Source organism: Bartonella sp. OD88NMGDW (assembly GCF_042193775.1).
GTDB classification, from domain to species: domain Bacteria; phylum Pseudomonadota; class Alphaproteobacteria; order Rhizobiales; family Rhizobiaceae; genus Bartonella; species Bartonella grahamii.
This window is the reverse complement of sequence record NZ_JBHIMA010000003.1, coordinates 23,355-46,061: the sequence shown is the minus strand read 5'-3', so window position 1 is coordinate 46,061 and position 22,707 is coordinate 23,355. Positions and strand designations below refer to the sequence as shown.

The window sequence follows — 22,707 nt, the reverse complement described above, 5'->3', positions numbered from 1 at the left end:
CATCTGTAACATGCAAACGAATGATTTTGTTGGATCAATATAACCAGATTTAAAATAAGAGAATCCTAAAATAGTTGAGCTTCTAAAGCGAATAACGGCATATTATCACTATAAATCAATATTTATTATTTATAAAAATTATAATTATGGACGCTTTTGAAAATTCTAAAGCCGTAAATAAGGACAACAACGATGAATACGCATTTTGACCTTTACGCTCCAAAATGAGTCTGTGTTCTCGTCAAAGATAAATAAAATAGATATATGCAATATTCTCGCCCTAATCTAACATACAAAAGCAAGTACGACTCGTACAGCGCTGATACATCTTATGAACGCTGCTGCATAAGGTTTTAAGGTCAAATAATATCAAAAACACGACCTTCATTAAGCCCACGTAGCTTCACTTTATACGGCACTATATTATATGGCACTATATTGCACTGATTTTAGAAAAAGCATAGATAAATATCAATTTGAACCCGTATAAAATTGGATATTTTGGGTGTACAGCTAAGCATTTTCAGACCCTATAATCCGCCCTTATAAAAAGAATCCGCCTATCAAAAGGGTACTGTCCCTAAAACAAAAAAGGAGTAAAAGCCGAAATGATAGTGTCCTCGAATAATAGAGACGCTTCTGCTGGTTCCATAACAAAGATATTTTTTCCCGTAGCTCTGCTTAATGCAATGCACATGTATCATATTCTGCTGCTAGGATGCTTATTCTGAAATATATAATATTAAAGTAAAGCATCTTAAGCAAAGAGACCTTCACTTTATGCGATACTGGTTTTAGAAAAAACTTTGCGGATCAATATCAATTTGAACCCGAACAGAACTGGGCATTTTGGGTGTACCACTAAGCATTGCACGTATAAACCCTTGTATATCAAAGGAGCGCTGTCCTTGCAGCAAAAGCCGAAAACGATAACGCCCCCGAACCAAAGCCAAAGGCGCTTCTGCTGGTCCCATAACCGAGATATTTTTTTCCCGTGGCGCTGCTTGACGCAATGCGCGCGCATAATGTTCTGCTGCTTGGCGCTGTTGTGCAGACACAATCAAAGAGGCAAGCCGCCCATAGGGAGGCAAATGATAATGCTGACGCGCTGTAATCTCACGTGTGTAAAAATCTTCTGGCTGACATGAAAGTAGGGCTTTGATGACAGGATGATCTGGTTGATAAGTTTGCAATAATCCTAAACTTTTCAATCCCACACGCCCTGCTCTTCCGGTAACTTGAGAAAGCAGCTGATAGGTACGTTCACTTGCGCGTAAATCGCCATTGGCAAGACCAAGATCAGCATCAATAACGCCAACCAGAGAGAGCTTGGGAAAATGATGTCCTTTAGCGACCAACTGTGTTCCAATAATAATGTCCACATCGCCATTTGCAATGGCTTGTAATTCGCTTCGCAATTGCCCAATCCCTCCTTTGAGATCTGTTGAAAGAATCAATGATCGCGCTTGAGGAAAAAGCATTTGTGTTTCTTCTGCAATTCTTTCCACACCCGGTCCACAAGCCACGAGATGATCTAATGTCCCACATTCAGGACAGGCTTGAGGAAGTGGTTCATGATACCCACAATGATGACATTTCAATTGCCCTTGCGCACGATGTTCTACCAACCAACTTGAACAATCAGTACAATGAAAACGATGTCCGCAAATTCGGCATAAAGTTAAAGGTGCATAACCACGACGATTAAGAAAAAGAAGAGCTTGTTCGCCCTTATCAAGCGTTTGTTTTAAAGCCCTTTCAAGAGCAAAGGAAATAAAGCGCCCCTTTTGCACCCCTCCTTGGCGCATATCAACCACCCGCAACTGTGGAAGTGCTACTTCTTTAAAACGGGAAGGTAAATGCACCTTTTTATAACGCCCTTTTAAAACATTAGCTTGGCTTTCAATCGACGGTGTTGCTGAAGATAAAATAACAGGAAAATGCTCAAAAGAGCCCCGAGCAACAGCCATATCACGCGCATGGTAAAAAATGCGCTCTTCTTGTTTATAAGCGCTATCATGTTCTTCATCAACAACAATCAAGCCAAGCTCATGAAAGGGAAGAAAAAGCGCTGAACGAGCCCCCGCAACAACACGCACCCGCCCTTCTGCAACTTGCCGCCAGACACGTTCTCTACGACGTGGCGTCAAATCAGAATGCCATTCTGCTGCTGCAGCTCCAAAGCGTGCATAAAAACGATCTAAAAACTGCTGTGTTAAAGCAATTTCCGGCAATAAAATTAAAACCTGCTTGCCCCCTTTGAAGGCTTGAGCGACCGCTTCAAAATAAACCTCTGTCTTTCCTGATCCCGTAACACCATCAAGCAAAAAAACTTGAAACTGAGAAGATAAAACACCTTCCCGCAATATTGTTGCTGCTTCATTTTGCGCTCCCTGCAACTGAGGAGGACAAAAGTCAGGATCAGGCATTGCCACAAGATCAGGAGCAGGAACTATAATATCTTCAAAAACCCCTAGCGCTTTTAAACCTTCAACAACAGAAACCGAAGTTCCAGCCGCATGCGCAAGACCAGAACGTGTCCATATCTTCTCATTACGCACCAATTCCAAAACCCGTAATCGCGCTGGTGTGAGACGTTCTACATTTCCACCACAATATCGCAAACCCAGCATCTGCGCTTCCGGCTCTAAAGCAGCCGGTACAGACAAAACCAATCGCGCCACAAGACCAAAAGGCGCCATTGTATAGCGACTAACAAAACGCAAAAATGTGATCATTTCTGCCTTTAAGGGGGGACAATCAAAAACATGAAGCAAAGAGCGTAATTTTTCACGCGCCACCGAACCAGACCTTTGCCCATCGGCTGCCTTCTCTCCAACATCCACAACAAAACCGCAAAGCTCACGCCCCATCACCGGAACCCGAACAAAGGAACCAACATTCACCTCCATAGAAGATGGAACTTTATAACTATAAGCGTGAGCAACAGGAAGAGGAACCAATACGGATACAATCTTTTCCTCTATCATGTTTGAATTCATCTTTTAAACCAATCTACGACCTCTTAAACACCAACAGGTCTAAACCTTATCTTTAAACACTCTTATAAAATTCATTACAGGATTCAATCCCCCCTATCACAACACTTTTCTCAAAAGAATTCTTTTTAACACTCATTCCATCACCAAAGTGTCAATAAAAGAACCAATCTCATCCTCTATAACAAAAAACTTTATAGCAAAAAAACTAGCGCCTTTCTTTTGTGCAAATAAAGCGCATCACTATTAAGCATTCAACATGATATCGTCAGTGCGCTCTTCAACAAAGCGATCCCATAGTGTAACTTCTTCCCAACACACACGTTTATTTTTTTACCGCTTCATATCTCAATTTATCTTCAACAAACTGATTTATAAAAATATAATCATCATTATACCTATTGTAATAAAAACCATCAGTACGATGAATTTTTCTCATTTCAAACTCATCGAGGAACATTTGTAAATCCTTATCAATGAGAGAGTCTCCTATGATTTGAATTACAGGGAGAATAGTATTGCAAATGGAACCGTTACAATATTCACCTTGGCTTTGTGCCAAAAAGTGAAAACACGTGCCTACATCTTTCAGCTTGATTGAGAATCAAGCAACAATACAAGTAGCACAAAAGCGTATTGTTGAAGAATGGGTAACACAGAATAAATCAATGTATTGACCATAAAAAAACACTTCATATGTAAAATTTACATGCCTTCTTCAATGGTGTTTTACGATAAAATAAATCCATTCACTTCTATCAAAAATGAGGTTAAACGTACCCCCCTGAAAAAAGGAGGTATCTTATGATGCTCTCTCAAATATCAAGAGCAATCGCAAATAGGAAATGAGCAAAGTGTGTGATAATGCTAGCTTATTTTCATAAGTATAAAAATACCGCTACGCAAAGATTCCAATACGCAAAAATGTTGGTACGCAATGAGCCCTATGCCTTATCAAGAGCAACGATATAAAATGGGTACATGGTTAACATCATAGCATTCTTGTTCTTTATACAGAGATTAATTCTTTCTCTTGCTTTTGCAATCAACAATAGCGCATAACAAAAAATATGATAAAAGCTAACAAGAAGAGGTTAGAGATGAAGTTTTTTGTGGATAGCGCCAATATTGAAGAAATTCAAGAGTTACAGAATTTAAGCCTTGTTGATGGTGTCACCACCAATCCCTCTCTTATCCTAAAATCAGGACGCAATATTCTTGATGTTACAAAAGAAATTTGTGCTCTCATTAGCGGACCTGTTTCTGCTGAAGTTGCAGCAACGGAATTTGAAAGCATGATGAAAGAAGCGGCTGTTTTAGCAAAGATTGCCGACAATATTTGTATCAAGCTTCCTTTAACATTCGATGGATTAAAAGCCTGTAAAGCCCTCACAAAAGAAGGACTAAAAACAAATCTCACACTTTGTTTTTCTGCCAATCAAGCCTTACTTGCTGCCAAAGCAGGCGCAACATTCGTTTCACCTTTTATTGGTAGACTTGATGATTGTGGAAATGATGGAAGTGAACTGCTTCATGAAATTCGCACAATTTATGATAACTATAACTTTGAAACACAAATCTTGGCCGCTTCAATCCGCACCGTTAATCATGTCAAAGAAGCAGCACTCAGTGGTGCTGACGTTGCAACAGTTCCACCAGCAATATTAAAAGCACTAGTCAAACACCCTCTCACTGATAAAGGGTTGCAAATATTTCTCAACGACTGGAAAAAAACAGGACAAAATATTGCTTAATATCTAGAGTTTTTATTGGAAAGATCTTTTGAAAGTAACAAAAAAATCTGTTCAGCCAACTCTTCAGCAACCCGTTTTTTTGCATCTTCTTCTGCTTGCATCGTTGCATATTCTTGACGAAGTCGGTCAAAAGATGCATTCATCATTGCTGTTCCTTTTGCAACAAGAGTATTTTTCATATCCTGCAAAGTATAAGAAGCTCTGCTCATAACAGTTCCAACAGAAGGTCGTCCTTTTCGTTTTTTCTCGAAATCAACCTCTATCTGCATAGATTCTCTTGTAGATACAGATATCTGCAATGCCAATCGATAAGCAGGTAGAGAAGGTTTAGCACCATTTCCATACAAAAGAAAAAGCAGATGATTGCGCACCATTTGACCAAAACGATCCGAAGGCTCTTCCACAACAATAGAAGCAAGCTTTGCTGAAAGCCCCAAAGAAGCTTGCCCAGAAACAGGCTTCCCATAAGAAGCAGAATTCATTGTCATTGCACTCTGCAATTCTTGACGATAAAGCGGTTCAACTTTGCATCCACACAACAGTGTGAATACACCAGCTAAAACAACAAGAATCAAACTTTTAAAAAACGACATTCACAATCCTTTGTGGAACAATAATGATTTTTTTCACAGGCTTTTCAACCAGCTGTGCCTTTACAAAATCTAAAGCCAAAACCGCTTCTTTAATCATCGCTTCATCAGCAGTTGCTGCAACGCTCACCTCACCGCGTTTTTTACCATTAATTTGTACTGGCAAAGTATAGCATTCCGCAACGGTTAACGCGCTGTCATAAACAGGCCAAGCAAGCGCAGACATTAAAGTTTTTCCCCCTAAAGCAGCATGACATTCTTCTGCTAAATGAGGCATCATCGGTGCAATCATGGCAAGAAAAAAATCCATGGCTTGACGTAAAGAAGCTTTCATTTCATCGTCAACACTTGCTATCTTGTTGAGCAACGGTGCCATAATATTCAAGAATTCATAAAGGCGTGCAATAGCCCGATTAAAAGCAAATTTTTCCAAATCATCTTCTACAGCGCAAAGCGTGCGATGTGCAGCTTTTGAGAGTTCCAAAGCTGCCCCCTGATGCCCTGCACAAGGCGCCACATCCTTTAAAACAGAAGCACTCAAAGCCACATGGCGCCAAACACGCTGTACAAAGCGATGGGCTCCTTCAACACCAGATTCTGTCCAGATGACATCCCGATCAGGGGGAGAATCTGACAACACAAACCAACGCACAGTATCAGCACCATAGGATGCGATAATATCATCAGGATCAACGACATTCTTTTTTGATTTCGACATTTTTTCAATCGAACCAATCATCACTTCACTTTGATCAGTCAATTTATAAGCCTGTCGTTTTCCATCCTTTTCAACAATGGAAATTTCTGCTGGAGAAACCCACCCTTGATCATCCCGATAGGTTTCATGAACCACCATACCTTGGGTAAAAAGCCCCTTAAAAGGCTCATCAACAGTCGCATGGCCGATCAATTTCATGGCACGCATAAAAAAGCGTGCATAAAGAAGATGAAGAATGGCATGCTCAATTCCACCAATATATTGTTGCACAGGCAACCATTCAGAGATTGCTTGTTTGTCGACAGGTTCCTGCGCAAAAGGAGCCGTAAAGCGTGCATAATACCAAGAAGAGTCAACAAATGTATCCATAGTATCGGTTTCACGTTTGGCAGGTTGACCACAGGAAGGACAAGTAACATTCTGCCACCTTTCATGCCGTGCAAGAGGATTTCCAGGTTGATCAAAAGTAACATCATCAGGCAACACAACCGGTAAATCGGTACGTGGCACTGGAATCACTCCGCAAGATGTACAATGGATCATCGGAATGGGGCACCCCCAATAACGTTGCCGCGAAATCCCCCAATCACGCAAACGAAATTGCACTGTTTTTTTCCCTTGCGGTTGCCCATTGAGCATTTGTTCTTCAAGCCTTTTGGCTGCTTCTTCAAAAGCTTGTTGAGGTGTCAAACCATCCAAAAAGCTGGAGTTGATCATCACACCATCACCCGTATAAGCTGTTTCAGCAATGACAAAATCTTCTGCTTGCTCTCCTTTTGGCAAAACCACCGGTTTTATTGGAAGATCATATTTACGCGCAAAATCAAAATCTCTCTGATCATGAGCCGGACAACCAAAAACAACCCCTGTTCCATAGTCCATAAGCACAAAATTAGCGATATAAACAGGAATATGTACTGTTGAATCAAAAGGATGAACTGCCAAAAGGGGCGTAAGAAATCCTTGTTTTTCAGCTGTTTCAAGTGCTGCTGTTGTCGTCCCACCACACCGACAATTTTCAATAAAAGCACTCAACGCTTTGTCTTTTTTTGCCAAAGCTTGTGCAATAGGATGATCAACAGACAGAGCCAAAAAGGAAGCGCCAAACAGTGTATCAGGACGCGTTGAATAACAAACAACCTCATCAAATTTCTCACAAACATCATCAACACCACCCGCCGACTTTAAAGCCCAACGAATCAGCAAACCTTGTGATTTTCCAATCCAATTTTTCTGCATAGTGCGAACTTTTTCGGGCCACTGCTCCAGCTCTTCAAGCCCAGCCAAGAGCTCTTCACTAAAGTCGCTAATTTTGAAAAACCACTGCGTCAATTCACGCTGTTCCACCAACGCACCAGAACGCCAACCCCGCCCATCAACAACCTGCTCATTGGCCAAAACGGTGTGGTCAACAGGGTCCCAATTCACCTTAGCCACTTTACGTGCAACCAACCCCTTTTGATAGAAATCAAGGAACAACATTTGTTGACGATGGTAATATTCCACATCACAAGTCGCAAATTCACGCGTCCAATCTAAAGAGAGCCCTAATTGCTTTAATTGCCCGCGCATTACAGCAATATTTTGATAAGTCCAAGTTTTAGGATGCACTTTACTTTGCAGAGCAGCATTCTCAGCCGGCATACCAAAAGCATCCCACCCCATAGGATGAAGCACATTAAAACCCATTGCCCTTTTATAGCGTGCCACCACATCCCCCATGGCATAATTGCGCACATGCCCCATGTGAATGCGGCCTGACGGATAAGGAAACATTTCTAAAACATAATATTTTTCACGAGCATCTTCTTGAACAGTCTGAAAAATTTTCTTTTCATCCCAAATTTCTTGCCATTTTTTTTCTCTCGCACGTGGATTATAGCGTTCGCCTATATTATAATGTTCAATCGTCATTCCCATTATACTCTTTTAATAAAACTGAACCAAAAAACTTGTTTTATTATGCTTGACCATGGATTAAGCTCATCGTCAACATTTTCGTGAAATATTTCCCTAAGTATTTTATAAAACTTTTAAAAAACGACCAACTCTTGAACAAAAAAGGTAAAGCACAAAAATATGAATACACAAACGCCCCTCAACGCCCCTTCCATTGAAGCATGGCAAAACCTTCAAAAAGACATTGCTGAAACATGTCAAGAGCTACAACGCCCTATAGAAGAAATTGAACTTATCGCTGTTTCAAAAACTGTTTCTGCCGCTGATATACGTCCCCTTTTACAAGCAGGCCAATCTTTGTTTGCAGAAAACCGCGTACAAGAAGCGGCACAAAAATGGCTCGGGTTACGTCAACAATTTGAAAATATTAAGCTTCATCTCATCGGTCCCCTACAATCAAATAAAACAGCAGAGGCGGTCAAACTTTTTGATGTTATTCAAACGGTTGACCGTGAAAAAATAGCAAAAAGCTTATCTGAAGAAATGGAAAAACAAAAAAGGCATCTTCCTTGCTATGTTCAGGTTAACATTGGCTTAGAACCGCAAAAAAGTGGTATCGCACCACAAGAAGCGACATCTTTTGTCAACCAATGCAAAAACAACTATGGACTTGATATCATCGGTCTTATGGGCATCCCCCCTGTCGATGAAAACCCCGGACCCTATTTCGCGCTCTTAGCAAAATTAGCAAAACAAGCAGGTCTTCCAAAGCTTTCCATGGGCATGTCCAGTGACTTCAAAACTGCTCTACAGTTTGGCTCTAACGTCCTTCGCATTGGCTCCGCTTTATTTGGAAAACGCCCTGTGTAAAGCAATTTCCTCTCATATAAATTCATTCCCCCTTCATATAAATTCCCATTGAAAATTCTACGAACAAGCCAAAAACAACAGAAATGAGAAAAAATATTTCCTTCAATATCAATAAGAGCAATTCTAGCAAAAAAGATTCCAGTCCCTCTTTCATCCTGTTAGCAAAATAAGCAAAAAAGCTGATCTTCTCAAATTTCTCACCAGCACATCCACAACACGTACAATAGATTTAAGATAGCATTGCAATTTGGCTCTCATATTCTCGCACATTGGCTCTACTTCGCCTCCCCTCTGACCGCCTCTCCAGCAAAAGCAACATAAAAAATAAATCCTTATTATATAAAGGCAAAATGATAAGAGGGGCGTTGCGCATTCATGAAAAAACTATCGCAAAATCACTAATTACAAAAGAATATTTAATACGATTATCGCAATGATTTCCATTAAAAACCACGAATTCTCTTAACTTCTCCAACACGCGTAAACAATTTCCCCACATGCCAATGGCGTAAAGCAGGCAAAAAGAGGCTTATGGCTGCATAATACAGTAACAAAACTCTTTCATGTAAGCCACTTGAGAAAAATAAACATCTCAATTGCCCAATAGAGCACCAAGAGCCGCGCTAAACGACATGAATAGCAATCTATAAGGTCCAACAATAGCATAAAGACTTTCTATGCTCTACAAAGCGTAAAATACGGTCAATATTCGCCTGAAAAATAAAAGAACGAATCCCGTTCATATGCACATAATACATGCAGGCAAAACAATGGCAATGAGATCGATTTCAATAACGATATTTCTTTATCGTTCTCATAAACAAAGAGAAAAACACCAATTTTTTCAGATGCACATTTTTCTAATTTTAAACTTTAATTAATAAAAAATATGGTGTCATTTCTTGTGTTTAAAAATATTATAAATAATATTATTATATTATAAAGAATAATATTTCATATACATAATATAGTTATTATTTATACAGTATTTTATTGCCATTTTTAAAGTTTATATTTTACATTTTTCTAAAAATACGCGATAGCCATTTCAAATGTATCATTATGATACTACTTTTAATGTGGATAATTAAGGAGAATTAATATGTTTGGTTCATTCAACACATTCGGTCATATGGTGACAAAGCCTTCTTTTGGTCATTCGCACAATTCAAGACCTTTTCATGGAATATCAAAACATACTCATGGAAATGCATGTAGCTTTAATGGTTTTGCTAATAACATGATTTCACACGCCTCTACACTAGGAGTTCAGGGAGGGCTAACAGGAGCAGCAGGGGGAGCTCTGTTTGGAGGACTAGGAGGTGCTCTTACAGGTGGAACTGTAGGTTTGGGAGGGGGACTCATTGGAGGCGCTATTTATGGCTTTGGACAGTCAGCTTGGAATTGTTGGTTCTAATTTATAAGAATTGTTGGTTCTAATTTATAAAAAGTAGCTACAAAGATATCTCTGAAGATAAATAATTCTGTAAATATATTCGAAAGAATATACCAAAATTAAATATCTACATCTGTGGACAAAATAGTTTTCGGAGATATCTATTGTGGATCACATCTTATAATCAGGATTTTGTTATAAATGAATATTCTTTATGAAATCATAAGACTGTTTTGCATTCTCATTGTATTCATCCCTATATATGCTATTGGTTTTAAAAAAATTGGTGGTTACAGTTGGAAAGTATCTATAAAATCAACATTATATACAGTAATTCTGTTCATTATTTCTGATATTTTGTGTAGATACTTCGGTTTATATTAATATTTATTGGATGAGTCCCAAGTACACTGAATAAAGTAGCTATGGTGCTATTAATGAGAAATTATCATTTATAATCACAGATTTTACTCATAAAATTATTGAATCGCTTATAGCAACGTTTTTTTCTGGTTTTATATATATATTTTTTATTATAAGTTTATTTATTACAATTGGGAAGATTCTCTAAAAAAGTCATTATTAATAAGCTGTATATTCTTTCTTGTTAGTCTTTTATTTAACGATATTGGTTTATATCAACTTATAAAAAATATTTTATAATAGACATTTTTTAAATGTCTTAGTGTGTTTATAAAAAGCTCTATACCGCAATAGGTTTTGCTATATTTGAGTATCCTAAAAACATAGAATACCCTCTTTAATATCATCACATCAGATTTTAAAAATTGACTATTCTAATCTTTGTCATTTAGTCTAACCTCACAATGAAAAGCTTTAGGGACGACTCTGCCGCAAATATAAAAATACAATGGCTGATTTTTCTAAAAAATAAAAAGAGGGAAGCATGACTGAAAAAATCTATCCAGTATCAGAAGAGATCAAAAAAAATACTTTGCTCGACGAGGAAACTTATCAACAATGGTATCGAGAAAGCATCGATGATCCAGAAAGCTTCTGGGCCAAACATGGTCAACGCATTGAATGGTTTAAAGCTTTTACAAAAGTAAAAAACACTTCTTTTAACGGAAATGTCTCCATTCAATGGTACGAAGATGGGATAACAAATGTTGCCTATAATTGCATTGATCGCCACCTGAAAACCCATGGAGACAAAATCGCGCTTATTTGGGAAGGAGATAATCCTTATCATGATAAAAAAATAACCTATAACGAGCTTTATGAACATGTTTGTCGTTTTGCCAATCTTTTGAAAAGTCGTGGCATTAAGAAAGGCGATAAAGTAACCATTTATCTCCCCATGATACCCGAAGCAGCCTATGCTATGCTCGCGTGTGCCCGCATTGGTGCTGTTCATTCGGTTATCTTTGCTGGCTTTTCTGCAGAGGCAATAGCAGGACGCCTTGTTGACTGCGAATCAACCTTCATCATTACCGCTGATCACGGCTTGCGTAGCGGCAAACGGATCAACTTAAAAGACAATGTTGATCATGCTATTGAGATAGCAGCACGCCAAAACGTGCATGTAGACCAAGTCATGGTTATACGGCGGACTTGTGGACCCATTCAATGGATAGAGGGGCGTGATTTTTGGTACTACGAAGAGATAGCTCATGCCAAAACAGATTGCCCACCAGAACCAATGAACGCTGAAGATCCACTTTTTATTCTTTATACTTCAGGCTCCACCGGCAAACCCAAAGGCGTTTTGCATACCACAGCGGGCTATCTTGTTTATGCCGCGATGACACATCAATACGTTTTTGATTACCACCCCGATGAAGTTTACTGGTGCACGGCTGATATTGGTTGGATAACCGGTCATTCTTACTTGGTTTATGGACCTTTATGCAATAGTGCGACTACTTTAATGTTTGAAGGCACACCAACCTTTCCTGACAAAGGAAGATTTTGGGAAATTGTTGACAAACACCAAGTTAATACACTCTATACCGCACCAACAGCTATCCGCGCCTTGATGGGAGCAGGAAATTCGTTTGTTGAACACTCAAACAGGACATCGTTGCGTCTTTTAGGTACGGTAGGCGAACCGATTAATCCAGAAGCATGGGAATGGTTTTATCATACAGTTGGAAATGACCGTTGTCCGATTCTCGATACATGGTGGCAAACGGAAACAGGAGGGCATATGATCACGCCCTTGCCTGGTGCAACCCCCCTCAAAGCAGGATCGGCCACACGTCCTTTTTTTGGTGTTCAACCCCAAATTGTTGATGCCCAAGGCAATATTTTAGAAGGTGAAGCAGAAGGCAATCTTTGTATCAGTGATTCATGGCCAGGACAAATGCGCACGCTTTATAAAGATCATGAGCGCTTTATTCAAACTTATTTTTCCTCCTATAAAGGAAGATATTTTACAGGCGATGGTTGTAGGCGCGATAGTGACGGCTATTACTGGATTACAGGGCGGGTTGATGACATTCTCAATGTCTCAGGGCACAGGTTAGGAACTGCTGAAATTGAATCAGCCCTTGTTTCTCATCCCGCTGTATCAGAAGCAGCCATTGTGGGTTACCCGCATCCCATTAAAGGACAAGGAATTTATAGTTTTATCACCTTAATGGAAGGGACAGCTCCAAGTGAAGAGTTACAAAAAGAGCTTATTAAACATGTGAGAAAGGAAATAGGCTCCATTGCCATATTGGATAAAATTCAATTTGCCCCACAGCTTCCTAAAACGCGATCAGGAAAAATTATGAGACGTATTTTACGAAAAATTGCCGAAAACGATTTTGATACTCTCGGAGATATCTCAACTCTTGCCGAACCACAAGTTGTTGAAGATCTGATTGCTAACCGACAAAATTAAAGAACCCACGAAGAAATATAACATACGGTGGTTTTTGTTTTTTGCTAAAATTATCTCAGCATTGTTACGAAAACCACCGATGAGAATAAAAAACAAAACAATTCATGGGAAGCTCAACAACTCTAACAACAAACGCCTTTCTTCATAACAAATAAGAAACAATTGAAGAAAAAACTTCAAGATTGGAATATGAATACAGATAAGAATAAGAAAGTAAGATAAAAAGAGCAACATAGCTTTTTAAAATCGCCCAGTACCCACTCAATGCAAAAAAGCCTCTGAGAAAGAAGAAAAAATAGTTCTGATGTTTATGCTAGAATCCCTTTGAAATTCCTGCTAAAATCATAAATAAAGCTAAAAAGAGAAAGTATACGTGATAATATTCTTGAGCAAAAATATTTATCTATAACGAGGGTGTATAAAAAATATTGAAAACCATGAAATCTAAAATAAACAAGCTTAAAACAAAAATCTAAAGTAATGAAAGTAAGAGTTCTTAGAATAAATGATGCAATATAAAATCAGGAGTAATAATAAAAAGTGATTCATTTTGAAAATGTCGGTCTACGCTATGGAATGGGACCTGAGGTCCTTCGTGATATTAGCTTTCATATTCCTCCTGGATCATTTCAATTTCTCACTGGCGCCTCTGGAGCAGGGAAAACGTCGTTGATGCGTCTTATGTTTTTGGCACTCAAACCCACCCGCGGTCATATTGATTTATTTGGAACAGACACAGCATTACTCAAACGGCAAGAGCTCCCTGCGCTGCGACAACGTATCGGTGTAGTTTTTCAAGATTTTCGTTTACTCGACCACATGACCACTTATGAAAATGTCTCCTTACCTTTACGCATTAAAGGACAAGAAGAAGCAACCTATCGCAGTGAAGTGGAAGATCTTCTCTGTTGGGTAGGTCTGGGAGATCATATTCATGTTTTACCACCAGTTCTTTCTGGCGGAGAAAAACAAAGGGTAGCCATTGCACGCGCGCTCATTGATCAACCTGAAATTCTACTTGCCGATGAACCAACCGGAAATGTCGATCCGCCCTTAGCAAAACGCCTACTCCGTTTGTTTATTGAATTAAATCGTTTTGGAACAGCTGTGATCATTGCTACCCATGATATTGCCTTAATGGAACAAGTTGCAGCACGACGTATGCTTCTCCATAACGGACGGATGACGATTCATGAATAAGTCTTTCCCCATTTTTACAAGCAATAAAAAAAATACAACAGCGATTATTCCCAGTGGTAATATTTCTGGAAAAGCATTGGTTGCCGTTATTGCTATTATGACATTTCTTTCAAGCCTCACCTTAATCGGTGTTGATTTAGTCCAACGTGCCGCCCAAAATTGGAGTAATCAGATTAGCTATGAAGCAACAATACAAATACGCCCCATTGACAATGTTGATATCAACAAAGCTCTCCGTGATGCCGTACAATTGGTCAAAACATTTTCTGGTGTACAAGATGCAAAAATTGTTGACCAAAAAGCTACAGAAAAATTACTGGAGCCATGGCTTGGAACAGGTTTCAATATCAATGAACTGCCCCTTCCCCGCCTTATCATTGTGACTCTGAAGAGAGATGAAAAAATCAATTTTGCAGCCATTAATCACGCCATTAAAACCCAAATTCCAGGAGGTCAATTTGATGATCACCGTGTTTGGGTCCATCGTTTTGCGACCATGGCATACACCACTGTTTTCATTGGCTTTTCAATTTTAGCATTGGTTCTAGGCTCTCTTATTCTTACCATCATTTTTACCACCCGCAATGCATTGGCAGAAAATGCGCATATTATCAATGTCTTATATTTCCTTGGTACTGAAACTATTTTCATTGCCCGCCAATTTGACTGGCATTTTTTTAAAACTGCACTGCGTGGTGCTTTATATGGTGGTCTCACAAGCATATTTCTGTTTTTAGCCTTTTGTCTCTGGACGAATTATAACTTGGGAAGAGTGGAAGCTAGCCAAGTAACAGCTTTGTTTGGACATATTTCCATAAGTTCCGTTCCTTACGGAAAAATCATTTTTCTTATTATTTTCGTTTCTTTTCTTACCACCCTTACAAACCGCATGACTATTTTAGCGCAACTGAAAAAAATCGATCAATGTGAAAACGGTTTATTTTAATTTTATGACTCACCACTCCTACCATTCCAACTCATTGACGCAAAATGATTTAAAACGTCCTCTTCCAAAACGACCCCATTATCGTTGGTCTATGCGCTTTTTATTTTGCTATTTTCCACCGACAACACTTACTCTTGCAATCATTGTTTTTATTTTCTGGGGTGGTTTTATTGTTTTTTCTGAAAAAACTGAACGACTTTCTCCCCCAAAGCCTCTCCCCAAAGCTGATGCCATCATTGTGCTGACAGGCGGAGAAAACCGAATAGAGACAGGACTTAATCTCTTACAAAGGGGGCTTGGTTCACGACTCCTTATCAGTGGCGTAAACAGCACAACCAATCTGAAAGGTTTCATGCATAACAGGCATATTAGCCCACGACTTGTCTCCTGTTGTATTGACATTGGGCATCAAGCGATTAACACCAGAGGAAACGCCGAAGAAAGTGCTGCTTGGATCAAAAAACACCACTATAAGACCCTTTATATCGTCACCCATGATTACCATATGTGGCGCTCGATGCGAGAACTTAAGTATTTAATGCCTGATATCCATTTCATTGCTTATCCTGTTAAAAAGAGCGATGCTGAAAGCGCAATACAACAAATCAATCAAATCCGCATTCTCATATTCCAATATATTAAAACGCTCCAAGTCTATATCAGAACCGCATTCTAATCTTTATCCTTCTGACTTTTTAAAAACCTTGCTACCCACGAACTGCTTCATACCGTTCTTTCCATATCCTTCCACACGAGGTTGCCTCTATAAAAGCTCGACAGAGCTACCCTCATATAACACAGAATACCCCAATACACGTATCACTGTATTGCACATTCACCCAAAGACATCTCTTACATCTCAAACATATCTCACAGCACGGAATCTGTACATGCCATCCCAATATATAAGCTCTTGTAAATAAAGCTCCCAGACAACTATAAGATCTCCAGACTTGTTATAAAGATCTATTGATACCACCGTCTTTACGCTTCATAAAAATACAAACCGCCCCATCCTATATTTTACCGCCCCCAAGTATTACGATAGCTCTTAAGCCACTTGGGATGATTAGTAAGAGGCATACTTTACGCCTTTCTTAAACACGCACACACCAAACTCATATGACATGAAAAGAAGTAATTTTAATAGGTTTAAAATAAGAAAATTTATGATAATTAGATTTCTCATTCAACAGAGAGAAGGTTAAACTATCATGATAAATCAATATATTAGTAACAATCTCTTCATTCAACAAAGCACCTTCATAAGAGCATTTTAGATCACAGATAGGAATAAGCTCAAAACGCACACCGCCACGAACATCCCACACTTTTTATAGCAATATCTTTTGGCATAAATCATTTCCCTCTAAAAACACTTTTTGTTTGGCAGCCTCCCCAAAAAAGAACAAAAATTTTTAAACTCTAGCGATCTGTAAACAATAACAATCCAGCTTCTTATCTAACGCGTTCTCCCTGCTCACTTCCAATCACCCCTGCTCAAAGGACAGATTTCATGAGAGTTGTGATTTCCTTCCAACATCTCAAAGGACGATGATTCCTATCAGCAACGATTTGTAAACAATCCTACTTCTCTGGGCAGGTTCCTCTCAGCTTCCCCATTTATATGGTTTACTCACATAAGACTCAACGAACAAACTCTGCTTAAAGCTATTCATCACGGTCGCTAAAGCGCATGCGTCATCATTTTAGCGACCTTACTACCTATGATGTTTTATCACATGCAACATATTGATTTATAAAGATAAGTATTCTTCATCTTAAATAAGGATTTTGAATAGTGTAAAACTCTCTCATTTTAAATCTATTCTCTGTTGAATCAATCAAAACCATTTTCTTGCACATCATAAAGGACTTGCACATCACAAGGGAAGAGAGCCTGCGTGGCGTAAAACTGTACAAGAAAGGCATGCCTCTTATGTACCGTCTCAAGTGCCAAGAGCTGTCGCAATACCCACGAGCTGGCAAATTATATGATAGTGCCAGTTTGTTACGACACAGCGCTGTTTTACCGCACAATGGATAACTTCACTTTTTCAGTTTCTCGCACTTCCAATTTTGGAAGACTGCGCACAATTTTCATTGTTTCCAAACTTACAGTAATAACCCGCTGAAACAATTCCAATGGATAAGCTGGATTACCCACCGTTTCAACAGCATAGCGATTAGCATCATTAACAAGACCGCTCGCTTTGTCCGTTTTGACAATCTGCCGTTCCATAACCCATTCAAGAGCAGACCTGCCATTGACCACATAATCATAAGCTTCAAGAGGAATATTCTGCATCGTGATATGCGCATTATAAACCACTGTACTTTTATCAATAGCACCACGCTTACCAGCAAATTTCATCGCCTCAACACGATAGAAACTCTTCTCATCAGAAATCATCCAAGTTCTTGGATCACCCTGTTTATAGGTAATGGGATAGGGCTCAACCTCCTCATAATTCATATGCAAATCACCAAGCTTTCGCCCCGCTGTTACAAAAGCCCAAAAATCCTCTACCTTTTTAACTGTTGGGATACGTGGCAATTGTTTGAACAAATTATGTGCATAACGCGCACGATAATCTTCTGAATGCAAAATCCCATAAACATAATAAAACAAATCATCCTTTGTTATCATTTCACCAGGATATGCTGCATTAAAATAAGCCAACCCTTCATCCGTGAGAGCATCACGCCGCTCTAAACCAGTTTCTTTGCTTTCCTCTGCAAAATTTGCAAATAAATGAACCTGCTCTTCCTTTTTATTTTTCAAGGACGCAGAATCCTCATAAACATACCGTGGAAAACACTGACCTTTTTCCATTGCATCTAAGCTAGGCAAAACCCTGCTCATAAGGACAGAAAAACCACTGCTTGCTCCTATACCGGTAACTTGTATTACCCTATTCTCAACCGCTTGCTTCATAGGAAATATACGCGGCATTTGATAAACTCTCTCATTAAAGATGCGGTTATAATAAAGCCATTGCTGTGTAAAAGGACGATGAAGACCTTGAATTAAGCAATCACTTTCAAATTCAGAAAACTTTCCTCTTACCAGTTCTTCTTTAAGACTACTGCTCCAACTAATCTTTTTGGCATCCGTGTTAACAAAATCATTCACGGCATTCGCACGCGCCTTGCGATCAGCATGTGTGTAGGCATTATTAAAACGCTCTACTTCACCGTTATAAAAAGTAATCATATTGCTCATATTTTTCGCTAAAACTTCACGGCTTGAGTTGTATGCCCAAGCATCACGACCAGTTTGTATACCACGAGAAAAAATTTTGAATAGCTTTTTATCACTGCCCTTCTTATCACCTAAGGCTAGAAATTTTTCAAAATCATTGTTGCGCTGATCCAGCCAATCACCATGCTCATCTGGTGTAATCATCTGCCAACCGTGTTCACACTTGATACCACCAACACTACTCAACCGCTGAAGTTGAGATAATTTCTCTTTTGTCGTGAGATTATCACCAATATCGTAATAATGAATTTTGCACTGCTCCGTAACATTTGGATTTTTAACAAATAGTGTAACAGCAATTCCTGTCATGCTTCCACTGCCGAAAACATTTTGCCCTTCTTGAGCACGTCCTTTGCTCAACATATTTTTGCGAATATCACCACGCAAATTGAGAACATAAATGCTCGAGAATTCTTCACTCAATTCTTTTCGTAAGCCATTCGTAGAGTATCCATTGATAAAACCTGAATTTGTCACAAAACCAATAACACCACAGTCTTTTATGCGATCACTTGCCCACCGAATGGCACGAATATAACTGTCATAAAGTCCATTAACATTGCTTGCTTTGGATTGAGCGGCATAGGTTTCACGAATGCGACGATCCAATTTAGGATAGGCAATATTTTGTGCATTGTCGTTTTCACTTTTTTGTCCAGAAGAATAAGGGGGGTTGCCAACAATAACACGAATATCCAGTTCCTTCTGGTGTGCCCGACGTGTACTGTTATCCACCAGCAAATCACTGATCAGGTCTTTTTCTTGCTCATAAAGCTGGAATGTATCGGTCAAACAAATTCCCTCAAACGGAACATAACCTCCCCCCATCAGACCATGATAGGTTGTCTCAATATTAATGGCTGCAATATAATAGGCTAAAAGCACAATTTCATTGGCATGAATTTCATGACAAAATTTTTGTTTCATCTCCTCTGGTTTTATCAAACCCGATTGCAAAAGCCGCGTGATAAAAGTCCCCGTTCCTGTAAAGGGATCCATGATGTGCACACCCGATGAGCCAAGCGTTTGCGCAAATTCTTGCTCTAAGACATCATTGACAGAGTGCAAAATAAAATCCACAACCTCAACGGGAGTATAAACAATGCCTAGTTTTTCTACAGTGCGTGGAAAAGCATAACGAAAAAACTTATCATAAAGCTCTATAATTAACCTCTGTTTTGCTTTTGGATCCGTAATGCCACTGGCGCGTAATTTTACACTTGCGTAAAATTTTTCCAGATCTTTGGATTCCTTATCAAGATTCGCCTTATCAAGCACATCAAGAATACGCTGCATAGCACGCGAGACAGGATTTTCACGTGTGAACTGATACTCCTCAAACAACACCTGAAAGACAGGACGCGTGATAATATGTTGTGCCAACATCTCAATCGCATCAGCCTCTGTAATCGCATCATTTAAATCATCACGAAGTTCTGCCATAAATCTGTCAAAGGCTTGACGTGCCTCAGTATCTGGCTCTGCCAGAATACCTGTTAAACGCGTAATATGATTCTTAGCAATTTCAGCAATGTTGCTCGCCCAATCTTCCCAATAATCACGTGTCCCACATTTCTTGACGATCTTTGCCAAAATCGCACGAGAAATTTCATCCACCGGGAAAGAAAACTCCTTGTTTAGCTGATCTGTACGAGTTAAATCATATTCCGGTGCTCCAATTCCCGCTCGTGCAGGCTGTGAGCGTAGTGGAAGATTGTCTACAACAGCTGTAACAGCCTGTAACTCCGTGCTCTGTGTGACGCCAATAATCTCAATCACATTGCTGATATCTTGGCTCAGCGATGCCTTATTAATCGTCGCATCAAAACGATCATCATGCGCACGCAAAGCATTTAAAATTTGCCAAACAACCCGATATTTATCATTGTTGTTCAAAGCCTGTTCCACTGGAATCCCAGAGGGAATGCCAATTGGCAAAATGACATACCCCATCTTTTTGCCCTCAGACCGACGCATCACCCGCCCAACCGCTTGCACAACATCAATCTGGCTCTTACGTGGATTTAAAAACATGATCGCATCCAGAGCCGGAACATCCACCCCCTCAGACAAACACCGTGCATTGGTCAAAATACGACAAACATCCTCACCACTATCAGCTTTCAACCAATCAAGTAATGCACCACGATCCTTCGCATTGAAAGTGCCATCAACATGCTCAATTTCACACTTCAGAAAGTGCTCATTTTCCGTATCCTCTTTCGTATAATCAAGATATTCTCTAACAACCGCAGAAAATTCATCACGCACCAGTTCAGAACTTTTAATAGTTTTACAAAACGCTAAAGCACGACGCATGGGGTGTGGATCCGCACCAACATCAGCCTTCAGATCTTGTTTTGTCAGCGCCTTATAACAGCCAATAATCTTCGTTGCATCATCAAGAACAAGCTCAGACTGGTCATCACTAAGACGCTTCTGAACAGCGGAACTGACCAATTTTTCGTCCACTGCTAAGACAATAACCTTATAATCCGTTAAAAGATCATTCTGTACTGCCCAAGAAAAACCCCGATAAAAAAGTGTTTTACCAAAAAGCTTTTCATCATCCATCGAAGCAAGAACGGCATTAACTTCATTCGCACGACTTTTTGCGTTATCACCAAAAATGCGTGGTGTCGCTGTCATATAAAGGCGCTTCTTGGCACGAATAACATCATTAGAATGCACCTTAACAAAATTGGATTCATCCTCTCCAACCAGCGTTGCCCCTGTTGTACGGTGCGCTTCATCACAAATGATAAGATCAAATGTTGGCAAACCATACTTTTTCTGAGCATCCGCAACCACCTGAATCGAATGATAGGTTGCAAACACAACGCTCATCCTATCTGCAACACTCTTACCCGCCTGTTCTGCAAGTTTAGCAGCATCGGTTGTCGCCGGAAAAGCAAGATCAAACACATCAATTTCAGCAACATCATCACTATTTTTACGACGCTTTCCCACTTGTGTATCTGAACAGACAGCAAAGGATCTCAATCCAATTTCTGCATCCGTTGTCCATTCACGAACCGTCTGTGACATCAGTGCCAAGGAAGGAACAAGAAACAAAACAAACTTGCCTTCACCCGCAAAATCCTCAGCAATTTTAAGACTGGTAAATGTCTTACCAGTACCACAAGCCATAATAAGCTTACCCCGATCTGCTTCCATAAGTCCAGCACGCACATCACGCAACGCATCCTGCTGATGTGGACGGATTTTCTTTTTATCCTCCAACACAACTTTGCCCTGGACTGCAAAAGTTTCCCAACGGATCGGACTTTGTTGTATATCGGAAAGATTAATCCGTATAACAGGAATATCCTGCCCCCGTATCATTGTTTCAGCGTTATCACTCCAAGCACTTTCAGTGCTATCTATAATAACACGCCGCTTAAATGGAGCTTTCCCTGATGCCGAAATAAAACTATCAATATCTGCTTTTCTAATCCGATACGCGGCATCATAAAATTTACATTGGATTGCTGCAAAACCCTCTCCATCACGAATCTTTGCCACAAGATCGATACCAGTATCACGACCATCCCAATCATTTTCACGAGCCCAATCTTTAAAGGTTTGAACCTTTTCATAACATCCAGACTGAAGAGGATCATGTGTCAGATAAGCAAGAGCAAAACGCTCAAAATACGTACCTTTGTCCCGTTCGGTACGCGCTTCGTCACGATATGTCTGTAAAAGCGATTGCAGCTTCATGCTTCCCCCCAATGAAAAATACTTTCAACTATCGAGTCTAGCCAAACTGGTTAATGCCTATTGTTTCACCCAAAAGACTTTAGATAACTCGATTTACTGAATGAACCGACTATTTAATAATGGAATATGTACTAAGCAAAACAAATGAATAAAGTTTTACTTATCAGCAAAAGAGTGGAATCTGCTTCCTACTCATCTCTGATAAATATCATGTAATCACTTACAAAAATGTAGAGATTTACTTTATTATTTGGGTGAGCTTCTTCTTGATATTTATCTATTGAAAGAGTATAAGTTCATACTCAGAAGGTGCTAAACGCAATAAAAGCATATCATAAAACCAATAATCAGCTATACCAATACACATAATAATGAATGCAGCAATTAACATTCCCAGCAACATGAGCCCATAAGTGCATTCATCTCATTCTCCCTACAAAACTGGAGCTTCGTAAAAACCTATATCTCCGCCGCATAAAGCCATAAAGAATCTTAA

Annotated in this window: 12 protein-coding genes; 7 read left to right on the top strand and 5 right to left on the bottom strand. The window is 39.5% G+C overall.

Translation table 11 applies throughout. From position 1 onward, the window contains the following. Positions 1-794: 794 nt before the first annotated feature. Complete coding sequence (locus ACFIJR_RS03160) at positions 795-2,990, bottom strand: primosomal protein N' (protein ID WP_375653575.1); 2,196 nt, start codon at positions 2,988-2,990, stop codon at positions 795-797. 334 nt (positions 2,991-3,324) lie between these two features. Continuing rightward, entirely contained in the window at positions 3,325-3,561 is a 237-nt protein-coding gene (locus tag ACFIJR_RS03155; RefSeq protein WP_375625223.1) for a hypothetical protein, read from the bottom strand. A gap of 538 nt (positions 3,562-4,099) precedes the next feature. Here ACFIJR_RS03155 and fsa point away from each other — a divergent pair. Beyond that, positions 4,100-4,753 carry a fructose-6-phosphate aldolase gene (gene fsa, locus ACFIJR_RS03150; RefSeq protein ID WP_375625222.1) on the top strand — a complete coding sequence of 218 codons (654 nt, stop codon included), beginning with the start codon at positions 4,100-4,102 and terminating at the stop codon, positions 4,751-4,753. Here the strand turns inward: fsa and lptE are convergent. Both lptE and leuS read right to left on the bottom strand, forming a co-directional pair. After that, on the bottom strand, positions 4,750-5,346 hold the full coding sequence (gene lptE / locus ACFIJR_RS03145; RefSeq protein WP_375626612.1) for an LPS assembly lipoprotein LptE: 597 nt from the start codon (positions 5,344-5,346) through the stop codon (positions 4,750-4,752). The two genes, fsa and lptE, sit on opposite strands and share 4 nt — an antisense overlap. Then, positions 5,333-7,975, bottom strand: coding sequence for a leucine--tRNA ligase (leuS, locus tag ACFIJR_RS03140; RefSeq protein ID WP_375653689.1), 2,643 nt, complete (start codon positions 7,973-7,975; stop codon positions 5,333-5,335). The genes lptE and leuS overlap by 14 nt, the downstream gene beginning before the upstream one ends. A gap of 165 nt (positions 7,976-8,140) precedes the next feature. Here leuS and ACFIJR_RS03135 point away from each other — a divergent pair, with 165 nt between their 5' ends. From ACFIJR_RS03135 to ACFIJR_RS03110, 6 genes are all read left to right on the top strand, one after another. Next, entirely contained in the window at positions 8,141-8,830 is a 690-nt protein-coding gene (locus ACFIJR_RS03135) for a YggS family pyridoxal phosphate-dependent enzyme (protein ID WP_375653574.1), read from the top strand. A 1,102-nt stretch (positions 8,831-9,932) separates the two neighbouring features. Next, positions 9,933-10,247, top strand: a complete 315-nt coding sequence (locus ACFIJR_RS03130) for a hypothetical protein (RefSeq protein WP_375653572.1) — start codon at positions 9,933-9,935, stop codon at positions 10,245-10,247. A gap of 886 nt (positions 10,248-11,133) precedes the next feature. Further along, positions 11,134-13,077, top strand: a complete 1,944-nt coding sequence (gene acs, locus ACFIJR_RS03125; protein ID WP_375653571.1) for an acetate--CoA ligase — start codon at positions 11,134-11,136, stop codon at positions 13,075-13,077. Between the two features lie 540 nt (positions 13,078-13,617). Then, positions 13,618-14,277 carry a cell division ATP-binding protein FtsE gene (ftsE, locus tag ACFIJR_RS03120; protein ID WP_273723097.1) on the top strand — a complete coding sequence of 220 codons (660 nt, stop codon included), beginning with the start codon at positions 13,618-13,620 and terminating at the stop codon, positions 14,275-14,277. Next, entirely contained in the window at positions 14,270-15,223 is a 954-nt protein-coding gene (locus tag ACFIJR_RS03115; protein WP_375625217.1) for a cell division protein FtsX, read from the top strand. Before ftsE ends, ACFIJR_RS03115 begins: the two co-directional genes overlap by 8 nt. 4 nt (positions 15,224-15,227) lie before the next feature. Then, the gene (locus ACFIJR_RS03110) at positions 15,228-15,899 is read left to right on the top strand and encodes a YdcF family protein (RefSeq protein WP_375651712.1); all 672 of its coding nucleotides are present in this window, start codon (positions 15,228-15,230) and stop codon (positions 15,897-15,899) included. Positions 15,900-17,252: 1,353 nt separating this feature from the next. Here ACFIJR_RS03110 and ACFIJR_RS03105 read toward each other — a convergent pair. Next, a complete protein-coding gene (locus tag ACFIJR_RS03105) occupies positions 17,253-22,211 on the bottom strand; it encodes a DEAD/DEAH box helicase (RefSeq protein ID WP_375653568.1) in 4,959 nt (1,652 codons plus the stop codon). Positions 22,212-22,707: the final 496 nt, after the last annotated feature.